Annotated in this window: 18 protein-coding genes; 15 read left to right on the plus strand and 3 right to left on the minus strand. The window is 43.1% G+C overall.

All coding sequences use genetic code 11. The features are described 5' to 3' along the window. Positions 1–89: 89 nt before the first annotated feature. Together ACMFL8_RS02740 and ACMFL8_RS02745 are read left to right on the plus strand one after the other, a co-directional pair. Entirely contained in the window at positions 90–614 is a 525-nt protein-coding gene (locus ACMFL8_RS02740; RefSeq protein ID WP_413190029.1) for a TPM domain-containing protein, read from the plus strand. A 213-nt stretch (positions 615–827) separates the two neighbouring features. Further along, positions 828–1,826: an adenosine deaminase gene (locus ACMFL8_RS02745; protein ID WP_413190030.1), complete on the plus strand. Its 999-nt coding sequence runs from the start codon at positions 828–830 to the stop codon at positions 1,824–1,826. Between the two features lie 88 nt (positions 1,827–1,914). On the opposite strand, the gene ACMFL8_RS02750 is transcribed toward ACMFL8_RS02745, so the two are convergent. Beyond that, positions 1,915–2,715 carry an SIR2 family NAD-dependent protein deacylase gene (locus tag ACMFL8_RS02750; protein ID WP_413190031.1) on the minus strand — a complete coding sequence of 267 codons (801 nt, stop codon included), beginning with the start codon at positions 2,713–2,715 and terminating at the stop codon, positions 1,915–1,917. A gap of 35 nt (positions 2,716–2,750) precedes the next feature. On the opposite strand from ACMFL8_RS02750, the gene ACMFL8_RS02755 reads away from it, so the two are divergent. Continuing rightward, on the plus strand, positions 2,751–3,113 hold the full coding sequence (locus ACMFL8_RS02755) for a hypothetical protein (protein WP_413190032.1): 363 nt from the start codon (positions 2,751–2,753) through the stop codon (positions 3,111–3,113). A gap of 732 nt (positions 3,114–3,845) precedes the next feature. Here the strand turns inward: ACMFL8_RS02755 and ACMFL8_RS02760 are convergent. Both ACMFL8_RS02760 and ACMFL8_RS02765 read right to left on the minus strand, forming a co-directional pair. Continuing rightward, the gene (locus ACMFL8_RS02760) at positions 3,846–5,315 is read right to left on the minus strand and encodes an ATP-binding protein (RefSeq protein WP_413190033.1); all 1,470 of its coding nucleotides are present in this window, start codon (positions 5,313–5,315) and stop codon (positions 3,846–3,848) included. 1 nt (position 5,316) lies between these two features. Beyond that, the gene (locus ACMFL8_RS02765) at positions 5,317–6,036 is read right to left on the minus strand and encodes a heavy metal response regulator transcription factor (protein ID WP_413190034.1); all 720 of its coding nucleotides are present in this window, start codon (positions 6,034–6,036) and stop codon (positions 5,317–5,319) included. Positions 6,037–6,272: 236 nt separating this feature from the next. On the opposite strand from ACMFL8_RS02765, the gene ACMFL8_RS02770 reads away from it, so the two are divergent. The 12 genes from ACMFL8_RS02770 (at position 6,273) to ACMFL8_RS02825 (ending at position 17,554) form a co-directional block, all read left to right on the plus strand. After that, positions 6,273–6,557 carry a hypothetical protein gene (locus ACMFL8_RS02770; RefSeq protein ID WP_413190035.1) on the plus strand — a complete coding sequence of 95 codons (285 nt, stop codon included), beginning with the start codon at positions 6,273–6,275 and terminating at the stop codon, positions 6,555–6,557. Between the two features lie 177 nt (positions 6,558–6,734). After that, a complete protein-coding gene (locus ACMFL8_RS02775) occupies positions 6,735–7,013 on the plus strand; it encodes a hypothetical protein (RefSeq protein WP_201588556.1) in 279 nt (92 codons plus the stop codon). A gap of 105 nt (positions 7,014–7,118) precedes the next feature. Beyond that, a complete protein-coding gene (locus ACMFL8_RS02780) occupies positions 7,119–7,736 on the plus strand; it encodes a c-type cytochrome (RefSeq protein ID WP_413190036.1) in 618 nt (205 codons plus the stop codon). Positions 7,737–7,868: 132 nt separating this feature from the next. Next, on the plus strand, positions 7,869–8,504 hold the full coding sequence (locus tag ACMFL8_RS02785; RefSeq protein WP_352311118.1) for a DUF411 domain-containing protein: 636 nt from the start codon (positions 7,869–7,871) through the stop codon (positions 8,502–8,504). Positions 8,505–8,622: 118 nt separating this feature from the next. After that, complete coding sequence (locus ACMFL8_RS02790) at positions 8,623–10,323, plus strand: copper resistance system multicopper oxidase (RefSeq protein ID WP_413190037.1); 1,701 nt, start codon at positions 8,623–8,625, stop codon at positions 10,321–10,323. 25 nt (positions 10,324–10,348) lie between these two features. Continuing rightward, complete coding sequence (locus ACMFL8_RS02795) at positions 10,349–11,515, plus strand: copper resistance protein B (RefSeq protein WP_413190038.1); 1,167 nt, start codon at positions 10,349–10,351, stop codon at positions 11,513–11,515. 27 nt (positions 11,516–11,542) lie between these two features. Further along, positions 11,543–12,028 carry a DUF305 domain-containing protein gene (locus ACMFL8_RS02800; protein ID WP_413190039.1) on the plus strand — a complete coding sequence of 162 codons (486 nt, stop codon included), beginning with the start codon at positions 11,543–11,545 and terminating at the stop codon, positions 12,026–12,028. A gap of 144 nt (positions 12,029–12,172) precedes the next feature. Continuing rightward, positions 12,173–13,516: an APC family permease gene (locus ACMFL8_RS02805; RefSeq protein WP_227670039.1), complete on the plus strand. Its 1,344-nt coding sequence runs from the start codon at positions 12,173–12,175 to the stop codon at positions 13,514–13,516. 30 nt (positions 13,517–13,546) lie between these two features. Beyond that, a complete protein-coding gene (locus tag ACMFL8_RS02810; RefSeq protein WP_194621053.1) occupies positions 13,547–13,696 on the plus strand; it encodes a hypothetical protein in 150 nt (49 codons plus the stop codon). Next, positions 13,693–14,346, plus strand: a complete 654-nt coding sequence (locus tag ACMFL8_RS02815) for a methyltransferase family protein (protein ID WP_194621052.1) — start codon at positions 13,693–13,695, stop codon at positions 14,344–14,346. The genes ACMFL8_RS02810 and ACMFL8_RS02815 overlap by 4 nt, the downstream gene beginning before the upstream one ends. Positions 14,347–14,459: 113 nt before the next feature. Beyond that, entirely contained in the window at positions 14,460–14,738 is a 279-nt protein-coding gene (locus ACMFL8_RS02820; RefSeq protein WP_194621051.1) for a DUF5676 family membrane protein, read from the plus strand. 140 nt (positions 14,739–14,878) lie between these two features. Then, complete coding sequence (locus tag ACMFL8_RS02825) at positions 14,879–17,554, plus strand: copper-transporting P-type ATPase (RefSeq protein ID WP_265087676.1); 2,676 nt, start codon at positions 14,879–14,881, stop codon at positions 17,552–17,554. Positions 17,555–17,604: the final 50 nt, after the last annotated feature.

Here is a 17,604-nt window from a genome sequence, read left to right on the forward strand (position 1 = left end):
AAATTGGTTAGTAAAAACCAAGCAAATGAAGCCGCAGTAAAACAAACGCAAACAACCTGCAAAAATGATGTCTGTGAGGAAACAATTAAATGTCAGAAAACAATGCTCCAAAAGCCAGTTTTGCCCGCTGGTGGTGTCAGGTCTTATTCGTGCCTTTGCTGCACAGCAAATGGCTGACAGCAGAAGCCAAAGCCCGTTTGACAGATAAGGTCACTAGCGCAGAGCGTGGTCATCGTGGGGAAGTGTTTTTAATTATAGAAAACCATCTACCGATTCAGGATGCTTATCATATCGATTGCCGCGGACGTGCGGTTGATTTGTTTAGCGAGTATCGAGTTTGGGATACTGAGGAAAACACGGGCGTCTTGGTGTATGTCAATATCTGTGAGCACCAATTAGAGATAGTTGCAGATCGAGGTATTAGCGCTCATGTGAGCCCCACAGTTTGGCGGGCAATGTGTGAAAAAGCAGTATCAGGCATTGCGAATAAAAACACTGAAGAGAGCTTGGCTGAACTGTTAGACGAAGTTGGGCAAGTATTGCGCCAGTACTATCATCTTGAACATAACCCAGCAGGTAATGAGCTGTCCGATACGGTGGTATTCTTGAAATAGCGTTTATGAAGTAGCATTTATGAAGTGATGCTTATAATAAGGTAGAACGTTTTGATCTTAATCTATAGGGTTTTAGGCGAAATCCAAATATAATAGACTTTTAAACAAGAGGGCGCTTCCAAACACATCTATAGCCAGACGCATTTATAGAGAGCAATCCTCAGAAAGAAAGCCTTGAAAAAAGCCTTTATCAAAAACCATTACTGGAACACTATGATTGAGTTAATAAAGAAGCTACCAAAAGCGGAACTTCATCTACATATTGAAGGCTCGCTAGAACCTGAGCTGATGTTTAGATTGGCGAAAAAAAACCAAGTAGAGATTCCTTATACAGACATAGAAGATGTACGCAGTGCCTACAACTTCACCAACTTGCAAACCTTTTTAGATATCTACTATGCGGGTGCCAATGTCCTGCTCACAAAAGATGATTTTTATGATTTGACGTGGGAATATATTCTTAAATGTGTTGAAGACAACGTCATTCACACAGAGATATTTTTTGACCCACAGACGCATACTGAACGTGGTGTACCTTTTGAAGCCGTAATCACTGGTATCAAAGAAGCGCTCGTAGAGGCTAAAGAAAAGTATGGTATTACGTCTTGCATCATTATGTGCTTCTTAAGACATTTATCACAAGAAGAAGCGTTTGAAACCTTAGAGCAAGCATTGGCGTTCAAAAACGATATCATCGGTGTTGGTCTTGATTCATCAGAATTGGGAAATCCGCCATCAAAATTTAAAGAAGTATTCAAAAAGGCCAAAGAAGAAGGCTTTAAGTTGGTTGCTCATGCAGGCGAAGAGGCAGATTTTTCGTATATATATGAAGCTTTGGATTTGTTAGAGATTAATAGAATTGATCATGGTGTGCAGTCTATAAAAAGCCCAGAATTGATGCAAAGGCTCAAAGACGAGCAAATGCCGCTGACAGTTTGTCCGAACTCAAATGTCGAACTCAAGGTCTTTGAAAATTATAAAGAACACAATATCAAAGAGCTGCTGGATTATGGTTTGAACATTAGTGTCAATTCAGACGATCCAGCATATTTCAAAGGTTATATGAATCAGAACTTTATAAATATATGCGAAAACTTACCGCTAACGGAAGATGATGTTGTTACTTTAGTAAAGAACTCCTTTAACTCCTCATTTATCAGTGATGAGTTAAAAGAATCCTACTTAGCGAAGGTTGATCTTGCGTTGAAATAAGCTTTAATGCATTTATTTTTTAGCAGTAAAGGCTTAACGGTTGATATCAATCGTTAAGCCTTTTTTATTGTTCATTTTATACCCATACTTATAAAGCAGTAATTTCTTCTATAAGTAACGGCAAAATGACGCCAGCCTTTTCTGCTAAAGTGATATCAACGATGGTGTTTGGCGTCGGGTCGGGGTTTATCTCTATAATCTTGGCACCATTTTGCTTGGCTAGCTGTGCGAGACCTGCGGCAGGGTAAACAAGACTTGATGTGCCAATACTGATAAATACCTCGCAATTAGCCGCTGCTTCTTCTGCAATCTGCCATGCTTGTATGGGTAAGGCTTCTCCAAACCAAACAATATCCGGTCGGATATAGCCACCACAATGCGGGCAGGTCAGCAGTGCCTCATCGAAGCTCATGGTGTTTCGGTTATCGTATGAAGTTCTTGGTTGATCTTGATAGGGTGTCTGACATTGACCACAGCAGTTGCGCCACAGATGACCATGTAAATGAGTCACCGAGCTACCAGCTTGCTCATGCAAATCATCGACATTCTGAGTGATAAGAGTCACTTGCTGATCGGAAGTTTGCGCATGGTATTGCCACTGAGCCAACGCATGATGGGCTGGATTTGGCGCTTTATCTGCTACCAGCTGTCTGCGCCACTGATACCATGACCACACCAGCTTTGGATCACGAACGAACGCTTCAGGTGTGGCCAAATCCTCAACGCCGTAGTTCTCCCACAGTCCTGTCTGCTTGTCTCGAAACGTTGGAATGCCGCTTTCTGCTGAAATGCCAGCGCCAGTCAAAATGCAAATATGCTGTTTCGCTGCCAACAGTTTTGCCGCAAGTTTTACTTCTGCTATTAACGCTGGTGATAATTCTGCTAACATGAGCCAACCCTTGCTAATAATGGATATTTTTTCTTATGATAGACGGAATTTGGTGGCTTGTCATATTGTTCGCTGTCATCGCAGCCTTATGGTTCGCGGCAAAATCGCGCGGGGCAAAAGTAGGCGAAAAGACTGGCAATTCAAAGTCAAAAAATGCGACACCTAATGATGCTCTGCAAAAAACATCAGTGCTATTAAAGCAGTACTTTCCTGATTATCGAGTCACACGTAAGGCAAATCATTTACTCGTTAGCAAACAAGGCAAGAAAGTCGCAATGATTACAATTGATAAGAAGATTGCCGCAAGTCAGCGCCGTCTAGGCGAGATACCTGTCATTAATTACCACAGAGTCCCCAGCCGTGAACAACTGACTGCAAATTTGCAAGAGGCAGAGTAAATTTTGATATATAGTCAATTCTCTATAAATTGGGTACGGTGTCAGTCTCGCTCAGTCTACTATTTGTAGTACTTTCACTCGGCTTCCTTGTATCCAAATTATACCGAACCGACTATAGGTGAGAGCCTCAGAAGTATACGGGCACAGAAAAACCGCAAAAATTTTGAAGTGTAGGTTTGATGAGTATGGATAGTTTAGGGCAGTGCTAAGGAAATGGTGGAGCGAGGTTGTAAACATCATAATTGGTGCGCTCGGCGGGAATCGAACCCACGACCCCCGGCTTCGGAGGCTAGAACCACCATATTTCATTAAGTTATATTAATGTATAACAACCTACCATACTATACAAATAAAGGGGTGTAAAGGATTTATCGGTGTGACGTTTAGCGTATTTTAAAGGGGTTTATAGCAACATAAATATCAATTTTGGTCACTAGTTAAGTATAAAGTTTAATCATTATTTATGGTTTTAATGTATGTATTTTATACTTAAATTTTTCATAAATTACTGATTAAGCGAATTATTAACTCATCAAAGTAATATCGGAATAAATTACTGTAGAAATGAGTTGCTATAATTTCGAAAAAATAGTCAGGCATTTCAGCCGTAGTTTAGATCTTAACGAGTTTTCGAATGCGTTGAAGAAACTGTTCTGGACTACACTTGCAAATACGCTGATATTGAGTTTTTGACAACAACGTTTTGAGTTTATCTTCTTTTGATTTACCTTGTTAAGCCATCAATAATCCTACAGTAACCTCAAAAAAATACTCATCTTTGATAGTGATACTAACCGTACCTTTATGAGCATTAGCGATAGCCTGAACGATAGACAATCCCAATCCTGTGCCTGAATGCTGATGGCTAGTCTTATCGTGACGATAGAATCGCTCAAACAATTTATCAGCTTCACTCTGGTTTAACGGTTTATCTAAGCGATTGGTCATAGTTACTCTTAACCATGGCTGCTTTGATGGTCGAACCTCATCTTTAGCCACATTAAGTGAGGTGGTTGAGGTGAGGGCGGTAGCGGATATCATGATAGTACTATCACTAGCTGCGTAATAAATGGCATTTGACATCAGATTGGCAAACAGCCGCTGCAATAGGCCTTCATCACCTAATACTGTCTTAAATTCGCCTGATCTTTCAAAAGTTATCCCTCGATCCTCTGCAATCATTTCATAGTAATCAACGAGCTTGGTGATTAGGTTTTCAGTATCTACGTGACTAATTTGCGAGTCACTTAATCCTTTCTGAGTTTTTGCCAGTAGCAACATATTGTTTATCATGGCTGACAGATGCTCTAACGTATCATGCTGATGATGTAGTTGCTCGATGTATTCGTTGCCTTCTCTTGGCTTAGTTAACATGACCTGCGTTTGTGTACTAAGCGTCGCTATTGGGGTGCGGAGCTCGTGAGCGATATTGTCTGAAAATCGTGACAAAGATTCAAAGTTGCTTTCAAGCTTGACCATCATTGAGTTGTAAGATTCTGCTAGCGGTCGCAGCTCTAATGGCATGTCACTGACAGTTACTCTTTCATCCAACCTTTCAGGATTGATTCTTTTCATTTTTTGTACGATAGTGGCCAAAGGCGCAAAACCCCAATACACACTCAATGCCGCTACTGAAACCAATAATAAGGTGATGGCAGTAAGTATCAAGGTCAGCTGGCGATTAAACTGGATAAGATATTGATGATGCACATCGATAGGTAATGCAATAAACGCCAAAACCTCTTGATTTCGAATAATAATTGCTCGGTAATGCCTATTATTTATCTTGATCATAAACTGCTGATCGTGATGATCCTGCCATAGTGATAACAAGCTAAAATCGGGCGGTAAATTATAAATGAAATTACTAGGGTCACTGGATAATAATTTGCCTTTTTTATCTGCTACTAAGGTTTTTAAATCATAATCTAGCCAAGAGGAATGCAAGTGATTGTCATTAATTAGTGATTGGGACTTTGACACTGTGAATGGTTCTATGTGATCGTTAACATCACCCATGCGTTTACGCAGGTTAAAAGCCGCATGGGTGATAATCTCTGAGTCCATTTGCTCAAAGTGTCCACTCACAGAGCGCTGCACCCACGCATAGATGATGACCTGAGAGATAATAACGAAGACTGTCAATAAGAAAATAGTTCGCCATAGCAATGACCAGCGCCGATTTTTGAGTTTATAGTTCATGCTATTTAGAATAGTCTCCGTCCGCACCACTTTGGACTTCAGTAGCTAGCGCCTCCAATCGGTAGCCCATACCACGCACAGTATGAATCAGCTTCGCCTCATGCTCATCATCTATTTTTATGCGAAGACGCCTTATCGCCACATCAATCACATTGGTATCATTTTCAAAATTCATATCCCATACTTGAGAGGCGATGACTGAGCGCGGTAGCACCTCACCTCGGCGCTCTAATAAAAACTGTAATAATGAGAACTCTTTTGCCGTGAGCTTAATAGCCTTGTCTTTTCTATGCACAGTGCGCTTGGCAATGTCCATTTTAAGATCCGCTATTTGCATAATCGTACTTTGATAATCGGATTGATTGGCACGTCGTAATAAGCTTTTGATTCTAACGATCAATTCTGCAAACGCAAAAGGCTTGGTTAAATAATCATCGCCCCCAATCTCAATCCCTTTTATCTTATCACTTAAGTCATCTTTTGCCGTTAGAAACAGCACGGGCGTACGCTTACCTGCCGCTCGGTAATTGCGCACCAGCTCAAAGCCACTAACATCAGGTAGCATGACATCCATCAGTATCACGCTAAATTCTTCCGTCATCAATGCATGATAGCCATCTAAACCTGTTATGTGATGATCCACAATAAACCCAGCTTCCGTTAAGCCTTTTTTTATGTACTCGCCAAGCTTCAACTCATCTTCTACCAGCAGTACTTTCATGGTGATTCCTCAGTACGATTATAATTATTTAACGTTTTAACCCACACAGATGACAAAATTGACTGCTAGCTGACAAAGATGTCATCTGTTCGTAATCAGATTGTCAGTCTTCTTTTGCTAATCTGTATGAATGAAACATAGTTGTTCATACCTAGCGACTATGAATTATTTTCACAGGTAATCAATTCAAATATCTAACAACTTAAATATCTAACAACTTACAAAAGAGGTTTTACATGAAAACATATGGTTCATTCAAAAAAGCAGTACTGCTATCGGCTTCTGTACTTATTGGTATTACTGCGGCTAATGCGCACACTACCGAGCTAAGTACTTCAATCATCAATAACTGTGATGCGGTTACTGACTTTGCAAAAAACTTGGATCACAACGATGCTCAGCTCTCAAATTCACAAATGAAAAGTTATATCGATGCGAGAGTGGCTTGTGAGATTGAACACAAAGATCAACATCTACAGTCTGAAAAATACTTCATCAACAAATATGGTAGCGATAAGTAACATTAGCTCTGATGTTATACTAAAGGATTGATGACAACATTAAAAACTAAAAACAGCAAGATGACAATATTGTAATCTTGCTGTCATCTCTCTGTCAGAATCAATGAAGTATGCTTTAAAATAACTTAACATCCCAAAGATTTTTTGACTTTATACCAAATCAAATAAGGATTTACCATGTCATTATTCAAATCAATGCCACTATCTAAATCAATCGTAGCCACTGCTATAGCCTTGGTCGTTTCAACGTCAGCTTTGGCGCACGACCCAAAAATGCATGCGCAGAAAGATCAGATGAACTGCGAAAAGATGGAAAAGCATATGGATATGATGGGAAAAATGGATCATAGCAAAATGGATATGAACGATCCTGCTATGAAAGCCATGATGACCAACATGAGCAAAATGAAAGCGATGTATCAAAAGCACTGTGTTACTAGTAAAAGTGACTCTTAGGCATTGATCTTATAGAAGTGGATCGTAGAAATTCAATATTATTGTTAGATGGTTTTGTCGAGCAGTAATTGGATATTAACAAAAATGGATTTTTAGGACAAACCTATGAAGTTTTTACTAGGAATACTGTTTACCGTCTTTGTCGCGATTGTGGGTGTTTTTATTGTAGTGACGAGTGGTGTGATAAATATCGGCGCTGATCAAGCCCATAGTCCGCTAGTTTACAATTTTTTAGAGACTGCCCGCACGCGTTCAATAGCGAATGCTAGTAAGGACATTACGGTTCCCAACTTAGAAAAGACAGAAATGATCAGCTCGGGCGGTGCCGATTACAAAGATATGTGTGCAGGTTGTCATTTGTCTCCTGGGGTAGAAAGCACTGATTTTAGTGCAAGTTTATATCCTAAGCCGCCAAGTTTTACCAATACTGAATTGGTTGAACGCTATAAAACAGATGCCGGTGCTCAGCAAGCTTTTTGGGCCATCAAACACGGTATTATGGCATCAGGTATGCCAGCATGGGGCGCTTCGCACGATGACGATAGAATGTGGGCAATGGTCGCTTTTATCAGATCGTTACCTGACTTAGATGAAAATCAATACACCATGCTAACGACTAGGATAGACGATGATATGTTAGACATGTCATTTGATGGCAATATGAATATGTCAGATGATGGTGAGATGGATATGTCTGGTGATGGATCCGGCATGCAACATTGATTATTCGTAAGAAATGCAGTACTAAATAGTGCTGCCTTTTGCGATTTAAGCTTTACCAATACTACTTTGGTCAGTGTTACGGCTTTAATTTTTATAAATTTGATCGTCAGATAAACGCTCAGGAGTGATTTTATGAGACGCTATACCAATATATTTTCTAGTGAACACAACCGGTTATCTGGTCGTGTTCTTTTAGTGATGATGACATCTTCACTATTATTAGCGGCTTGTAGTCAACCTAACGCTGCTGCTGACTCAACACCAGCGACTGAGCCAACGACCGCTACGCAAACCGCGCAAACAGAGCAACCAAAAGCGGAAATAATGCCTGTCAGTGCTCATTCAGACACCCAGCCAACTATCCTAAAAAATATCTCAGCCACCGTTTATAAAGATGCCAATTGTGGCTGCTGTAAAGAATGGGTCGGTTATGCCGAAGGTCATGGCCTAAATGCAACCGCACAGAACGTCGAAGATTTGTCCTTGTTTAAAGAGCGCTACAGCGTACCGCAGCAGATGCGCTCTTGTCATACCGCCGTCACTACTGACGGCTATGTATTTGAAGGTCATGTCCCTGCCAAATATATGGCACAGTTCCTAAAAAACCCACCAAGTGATGCGATTGGTCTTGCCGTACCTGGCATGCCAGTTGGTAGCCCTGGTATGGAATATCAAGATAAATTTATGCCGTATAAAGTGATGCAACTTAACAAAGATGGCTCAACAGCCATTTATGCAACCATTGAATCACCGCAGCAGCAATTATAGTTTGAGTGACGTTTAAATAGCTTATCCAGCTCTACTAATGGGCTGTCGAAGACATAAGCTTGACTGATAAATATATAGACTCAACTCCCATTTCATGGATTAAGTTAGGTAAATAATTATGAACAAGAATATGCTTAACCGCAGGCGTTTTTTGACAGGGTCCTCTACTCTATTAGGGGCCTCCATGCTATCCACACTGCCATCTATTGCCAATAGTGCGCTCGGTAAAGGTCAACAAAACGTAGCCGTCAATAGTGATAAATCTGACCATATCGTACCTATCCTAACCGGTAATGAGTTTGACCTGTATGTCAGCAAGAAGCCCGTTACTGTCAATGGTAAGTCGAGTATGGCAACCCTCATCAATGACTCACTGCCAGCGCCAACGCTAAAGATGCAAGAAGGCGATACCGTGACCATCCGTGTCCATAACCAGATGAATGAGTCGACCTCTATTCACTGGCATGGCTTGCTCGTCCCATTTGAGATGGATGGTGTGCCAGGTATCAGCTTTGATGGTATTCCCGCGAACAGTACCTTTACCTATAAATTCAAACTGATTCAATCGGGTACGTATTGGTATCACTCCCATACTGGCTTTCAAGAGCAAACTGGAATGCGCGGCGCTATCGTCATTGAGCCTAAAGGCCGCGAACGCCATCCAGTCGCCGAAGATCACGTGATTTTATTGAGTGATTGGACACACCGCGATCCGCATAACTTGTTAAAGCTATTGAAGCAGCGTGCTGACTTTGATAACTACCACTTGCCAGATTTTAAAAAGCTGCTGTCTGATATTGCCGCAACAGATCTAGAAGCCGCTTATGACAAGCGCAAAATGTGGAATAAGATGCGCATGATGCCGACAGATTTTACCGATCTATCTGGTGAGAAGACCTTTACTTACCTTATGAATGGTAAAACCACCGCCGCCAATTGGACACAGCTAGTAAAAGCGGGACAGCCCGTCAAACTGCGCTTTATCAATGGCTCAGCACAGACGATATTCGATGTGCGTATACCGGGTCTAAAAATGACCGTCGTCTCAACGGATGGCAATGATGTCGCGCCTGTTGCGATTGATGATTTCCGTATTGGGGTGGCTGAGACTTATGATGTCATCGTCACGCCGACCAAAGATGCGCATACGATATTTGCCCAAAACATTGATCGTTCGGGCTATGTTGCGACCACGCTTGCGACCAAAAAAGGCGCTCGTGCTGCAATACCTGCTATGGACAAGATCGAATGGCTGACCATGGCTGATATGATGGGTGCGATGGGTGATAAAGGCTACAAAGCAAAACATGCTAAGACCGAGTACGACTTTAAATCTGATATGCGCGTCGACAGTCCACGTATGAACCTCGATGACCCCGGTATTAACCTGCGTGATATTAATAGAAAGGTTTTGACTTATGACCAATTACGCTCCGTGGATGAGCAAGTATTGGCAGAGCAGCGCAAACCTACTAGAGAGATCGAGCTACATTTAACGGGTAATATGGAGCGCTATATCTGGGCGCTAGATGGTGTGATGTTCAAGGATGCAACGCCTGTCAATATTAAGCCAAACGAGCGCGTGCGTATTACCTTAGTCAATGACACCATGATGAATCACCCTATGCACCTGCATGGTATGTGGAGTGACTTGCGAACCCCATCTGGAGACTTTCAGGTACGTAAACATACGATTGTGGTGCAGCCAGCGCAAAAGATTAGCTTCGATGTGACGGGTGAAATTGGACGATGGGCATGGCATTGCCACCTGCTTTATCACATGGAAGCTGGTATGTTCAGAGAAGTTGCCGTCGTTTAACAAACCTTCGAATATGAGGCTTATTATGAAAATATCTAAGAAAAATCTGCCATTCATTGGTTTGTCATCGCTAGTCTTGCTCACCTCATCGTTTGCAACGGCTGCTGATATGTCTGGCATGGATCACAGCGGTATGGATATGTCAGGCGATATGTCTGGTATGGATCATAGCGGCATGGATATGTCAGGCGATATGTCTGGTATGGATCATAGCGGCATGGATATGTCAGGCGATATGTCTGGTATGGATCATAGCGGCATGGACATGTCGGGCGATATGTCTGATATGGATCATAGCGGCATGGATATGTCAGGCGATATGTCTGGTATGGATCACAGTGGCATGGATATGTCAGGCGATATGTCTGATATGGATCACAGCGGCATGGACATGTCAGGTGATATGTCTGGTATGGATCATAGCGGCATGGATATGTCAGGCATGGATCATGGCAGTATGGATATGTCTGGGATGCAAGGCGGGCAGCCGCCAGCCGATGCTCGCAGTCCAGACTATTCAAACGGTGTTCCCTATGGGCAGTATGGTAAGCCAATGATGATGGGCAGCATGCCGTTATGGGGAGTATCAGTAGACGACTTGGGCTATCAGTTTGATGAGGATCAAATCAACTTCGAAGCGACGGGTTGGTATGGTACTGACAGTAATCGTATCAGGCTACGCACTGAAGGTAGTGCTCAAACTAAAGATGATAAAGAAATCGATAGCTTAAGCTCGCTTGCTTATTGGAAACCACTGAGCATTTTCTGGAATGGTGAAGCTGGTGTCGCTTACGATACTGAAAACGATAACGCTGCCCTTATGGCAGGTATTGTCGGTACCGCGCCGTATTTTATCGAAACAGATGCGAGAGCCTATTTATATACCGATGGTCAACTTCGCCTTGATTTAGGCGCAGAGTACGAATGGCGTTTGGATCAGCATTGGGTGGTCATACCAGAGGTGGGGTTAACTGCCTTTAGTAAAGATGACCATGATAATGGTATTACCAAGGGCTTTAATGAGATGGAAGCTGAGGTCAGGCTGACTTACGAGACGTTCAGTCGCCAGCTAGCCCCTTATGTGGGTGTCAGTTATGAGACAGCGCTTGGCAAGGCTCGTGGTCAACGACGTCAAGAAAATGAATCGGTTGATAGCAGTAGTTTGACTGCGGGGGTCAAATTCTGGTTCTAATATTATTAAAATAATAGGGGATATACTATGAATGCTTCAGATCAAAACAACATGGATCATCAACAGGGCATGAACCCGTATGTAAAGTTCACTCTGATGATTGTGACGTCTACGATTGTGATGTACATCATGATGTATTTCAATACTTATGAATGGAGTCATATTTATTTTAGTGAAACCCGAGCTTATATGGCGCTCTATATGGGTGCTGGTATGGCAGTGGTCATGTTGGCATTTATGACTAATATGTATAAGAAGACCAAGGTCAATTTGATGATCTATGGTCTGAGCGTATTGATGTTTGCTGTTGGTATTTGGGGCGTTAGATCTCAAGCGACTGTCGATCAAGTCGATTGGATGCAAGCGATGATACCGCATCACTCGATTGCTATTTTAACCAGTAGTCGTGCTGATATTGAAGATCCGCGTGTACAACAGCTTGCTGACGATATTATAAAAGCGCAAAAGCGTGAAATCGCTGAGATGCAAGCGCTTATCACAGATCTAGAGTAAAAGATTATAAGAGTGTTTTAAACTAAGGAAATAGTAATCTATCGAATGGTTACAGTACTCATGTAGGTCCCTTCACTCAAAGTTCTCATCCACCGCAGATTCAAAATCCTACTAGTCAAAAAGGTAGTGAAAGGATTAATAGGCATGGAACAAAACAGAACGACTCGTTATCAGCAAGATAGCCTAACCTTATCAGGCACAGTTATGCTAGGTACCGGTGTCATGATTGGCGCCGGTATTTTTGCATTGACTGGGCAGATGGCTCAGATGACAGGTTCGCTTTTCCCATTGGCTTTTTTGGCTGCTGCAATCGTTGTTTCTTTTAGTGCCTATTCCTATATCAAAATATCTAACGCCTATCCGTCAGCTGGTGGTGTTGCGATGTACTTGCATCAGGCATACGGAGATCGTTTGCCAACCGGGTTTAACGCCTTACTGATGTATTTTTCTATGGTTATTGCACAGAGCTTTCTGGCTCGGACGTTCGGGTCATATACGATGCAGCTGTTCGGTGGTGATGATAGTGGCCGTATGGTGTCCGTCCTTGGCGCAGCACTTATTCTTGCCGCATTTCTAATTAACCTACTCAGTAATCGTTGGATCCAAGGGGTCGCCTCCTTTATCGGTATCCTAAAGATTGTCGGTATTCTCGTTTTTGGATTGGTAGGTGTATGGCTGGCCGATAGTCTTGCAGTTGACTCTTCTACTTTAGGCGATGCGAGTACCGTTGGTAATTTTCTTGGCGCAACGGCGCTAGGTATACTGGCATTTAAGGGCTTTACCACAATAGCTAATAGTGGCTCAGAGGTAAAAGATCCACATCGTAATGTTGGTCGGGCTATCGTTATTTCGATTGCAATCTGCGTAGTGATTTATACACTTGTGGGTTTCGCTGTAGCAAGCAATCTATCTCTTGCCGAAATTATTGAAACCAAAGACTATTCCTTGGCTGCTGCAGCACGGCCAGCGCTTGGCGATTATGGTCTGTGGTTCACAGTGGCAATCGCAATGGTAGCTACCGCTGGCGGTCTCCTTGCTAGTATCTTTGCAGTCTCGCGGATGCTTGCTATGTTGACCGAAATGAAGCTAGTACCCCATCGTCATTTAGGGATGCCAGGAAGCGTTCAAAAACACACGCTCGTCTATACCGTAGTTCTAGGATTGGCTTTCACGACATTGTTTGATTTGTCACGGATTGCAGCGCTTGGGATTGTTTTTTATCTAATCATGGATATTGCCATTCATTGGGGTGTTCTGCGATACCTTCGGCAAGACGTGAAAGCTGTGATATGGGTACCGGCAGTGGCCATACTTCTTGATCTTTTGGTTCTCGGGGGCTTTGTCTGGATTAAACTGAATTCAGATCCATTTGTGATTGGCGTGGCAATTGTCACTATTATAGTGATTGCTGTGGCTGAGCAGATTTACCTCAAGTCGTCAGCAAGGAAAAAGGCTATAGAAAATGATGCGCTTGCACACCAGCATTGACAATAACATTACTAGCTGTAGGGATATGCTATGATGAATGAAACAATGATGCAAGGCATGGGCTGGGGCGGTGTGATTATCTGTATGCTATTTGCTGTACTGTTTCTCACCGTGCTCGTGTTGGCTATTATGGCAATTCTGAAATATTTGCGCAAAGAAAGCAGGGAAAAAGCGTTGTGAATGAACTATTTGAACACGCTGGCGCTTGGGGCATCGCGCTAATTGTTATTGTTTTGATTTCTTGGTTCTTTTACCGTTATTTCGCACCGAAGAACTGGCGTGAATGGGCTGGAGCCGGCGTAGTTCAGGCTTTTATTATCGCGCTCTACGCAGAGATGTATGGCTTTCCGCTCACCATTTATTTATTGATCCGTTTCTTTGGTTTGGATAGCGAATATGTCAGTGCCAGTTTATGGTCAACTCTTGTTGGTCTAGGTGAGACGGGCATGATGATCTCAATGCTACTTGGCTATGCTATTGCATTTTTAGGAGTTGGTCTTTTTGCTCAAGGTTGGCGCCAAGTCCATAAAGCACGGGTCGAAAATCGCCTAATGACTGAAGGACTTTATGCCTACGTGCGACATCCCCAGTACACTGGGCTGTTTATTGCGCTATTCGGGGAAGGCGTAGTGCATTGGCCAACGCTATTCTCAATCGTTCTATTTCCAGTGATCATACTAGTGTATACATGGCTCGCTCGACGTGAGGAACAACATATGCTCGAAACATTTGGTGAAGACTACCTTGCCTATAAACGGCAAGTGCCGATGTTCATCCCCCGTTGGGGACGTTGGCGCCAGCTGGCTGCCGCCTCACAAGTTAAAAAGTGATGTCAATTCAGCATGAAAATTTAACTCACACCAAGTGTTTATAGTTGAAATAGATAATCAAACGGTCGGTGAGCTAGCATGGAATGTGTTTTGTAAAACTAAGGAGAGTCAAGATGAACGAAGTGAATTCAAAAGCGAATACTTTAGGAATTGGCTCTGTGGGCAACAGTGTGTCTCTGTTTCTGCTCATCAGCTATCTCTTGTGCATAGGCTTTGGCCTACTCGCACCTGAGCAGATAAGTATGCATGAGGCTTGGGCACCGCTGCTACCTGGTTTTGAATGGCTGACATGGTCAGGTTTCCTAATTGGATTTGTCGAATCCTATCTTTATGGTTGGTATTTTGCGATTGTGTTTGTACCGCTATATCGCTGGTTTGCCAAAGCAGGATGAGTCTAGCGTAGCCATTGAATCTTCGGCTCAGATAGGTCAGCTATGCTTAGAACGACGAACAGTGCCCTAATCTTGGATGGGATCAAAAGCTGGCGACTTAGCCCTAAACTATCATTGCAATCAATAACGGGAACATAGTCATGAAACACGATACGACAAAAAATACTTCGAACAGCGAAGACCATGATTGCTGTGACGGTACAGTGAATACAGGCATAGAACCTAATAAAGATATCACTTACGATAAGGTGCCAACTGGCTATAGCGGAACCGTTTATACCTGTCCTATGCATCCCGAAGTGAGAGACGTTACAGATAGCGGCTGTCCCATATGCAAAATGTCTCTTAAACCTGAAGACACTGTTACCGAGATGGTAGCAATGAAAGATGACCATACAAGCTGCCATAGCCCGTCAAATACCGATGCCCATTCTACTGAAGATAGTAAGTACGATAAAGTACCAGAAAATTATAGCGGAACCGTTTATACCTGCCCGATGCATCCTGAGGTCAGGGATACTGAAAAGAGCGATTGTCCGATATGCGGCATGTTCCTTAAACCTGAAGACGAGGTTGTTGATGAAGACAGTCATGCAAGTTGTCATGGTCATGGAGCGGATACTTCTAACAGCACTGATGTAAAATCTATCAAAGGCGGTAAATACGACAAAGTTCCTGCTGATTATGATGGCACGGTCTACACCTGTCCTATGCACCCTGAAGTCAGAGATGTTGAGAATAGTGGCTGTCCAATATGCGGCATGGCACTTGAGCCTGAAACGCTTACTATCGGTGAAGAAGATACCTCAGAGCTCGATGATATGACTCGTCGATTCTGGGTTTGTACAGTACTGACTGTACCGCTATTAATATATGTGATGAGCGGTATGTTTGACGTAAACGTAGTTAATTTCAGTCAGTATGGTATCTCATCACAGATCTTACAATGGGCTGAGTTAGTGCTTGCGACCCCTGTCGTGCTTTGGGGCGCCGCCCCGTTTTTTGTCCGTGGTTGGCAGTCTATAAAAAGTCGCAATCTCAATATGTTTACTTTGATTGCGATAGGCGTAGGCGCTGCTTATATTTTTAGTATTGTCGCGACTTTTTTTCCCAATATTTTCCCAGACAGTTTCAGAGACGCTAATGGTCAAGTCGGTGTGTATTACGAAGCGGCAGCTGTCATTGTAACCTTAGTACTTTTGGGTCAAGTATTAGAGCTCAAAGCCAGAAGTCAAACTTCAGGCGCGATTCGAGCATTGCTTGAGCTCGCACCGCCGACTGCAAGACGTGTCGATGAAAATGGCAACGAAGTCGAAGTCTCGCTTGATGAGGTCGTCACTGGCGATAAGCTACGGGTTAAACCGGGTGAGAAACTACCCGTAGATGGTACAGTGATCGATGGCAATAGTAATGTTGATGAATCAATGGTAACGGGTGAGCCAATCCCTGTATCAAAAGCACAAGGAGATACAGTCACTGGCGGTACGGTGAATGGCACCGGAACACTATTGATCGAAGCGGTCAATGTTGGAGCAGATTCGGTATTATCCAAAATTGTACAAATGGTTGCTGAAGCTCAGCGTAGCCGCGCACCTATACAGAAATTGGTAGATAAGGTAGCTGGGTGGTTCGTACCGATTGTGCTTATCTGCTCCGTCATTACCTTTATTGTCTGGGCGATATTCGGCCCTGAGCCCGCTATGGCTTATGCTTTGGTTAATGCGATTGCGGTACTGATTATTGCTTGTCCTTGTGCCCTTGGTCTGGCGACGCCGATGTCAATCATGGTTGGTACTGGCAAAGGCGCACAAAACGGCGTCCTCATCAAAAATGCTGAAGCGTTAGAGAGTATGGAAAAAGTCGATACTATTGTCGTCGACAAGACCGGAACATTGACCGCTGGTAAGCCCGAGCTTACTGCAATTGACGCGCAGGTAGGTCAAGATGAAGACGAGTTCCTCGCATTGGTAGCCGCAGTAGAAAGTGCCAGCGAGCATCCTTTGGCAGAAGCTATCGTTAGAGCGGCTCAAGAAAGATCACTCATTATTCCTAAAGCTACTGACTTTAATTCGACTACTGGCGAAGGCGTACAAGCCGTGGTCGATGGTAAGAACGTCGCTATTGGTAACTCTAAGCTTATGGAAAGCCTAAATAGTTTTGATAATGAGCTGTCCATTAAAGCTGATGTCCGTAGAAAAGACGGTGAAACGGTAATGTTTGTGGCTATAGATGGTAAAGCTGCTGGTATTATTTCAGTTGCTGACCCTATTAAACCAAGCACCAAAGAGGCTATTTCACTGCTTCATGACGCGGGACTAAAAGTCGTCATGCTAACGGGTGATAACGAAAAAACCGCGCAGGCAGTCGCCAATAAATTAGGTATCGATGAAGTCCATGCCGACGTCTCACCAGAGGACAAAAACCGTATCGTCAAAGAGATGCAAGATAGCGGTAAATTGGTAGCAATGGCAGGTGACGGTATCAACGATGCGCCCGCACTAGCGCAGGCGAATGTTGGTATCGCTATGGGTACAGGAACAGATGTGGCGATGGAGAGTGCGGGTATTACCCTGCTAAAAGGTGATTTAATGGGTATTGCTAAAGCTTATAAGCTTAGCCACGCCACCATGCGCAATATCAGACAGAACCTGTTTTTTGCCTTTATTTACAATGCACTTGGTGTCCCAATTGCCGCAGGTGTGCTCTATCCCGTATTTGGGCTTCTACTTAGTCCAATGATAGCAGCGGCAGCTATGAGCTTGTCGTCATTCTCGGTGATTGTTAACGCGCTTAGACTACGTAGGTTAGACTTGTGATATGAATGTTAGGAAAAATTGTCAAAACGTAATGCCCAATACGGGTTTTA

This window comes from Psychrobacter sp. AT9 (genome assembly GCF_047272965.1).
Lineage (GTDB): Bacteria > Pseudomonadota > Gammaproteobacteria > Pseudomonadales > Moraxellaceae > Psychrobacter > Psychrobacter glaciei.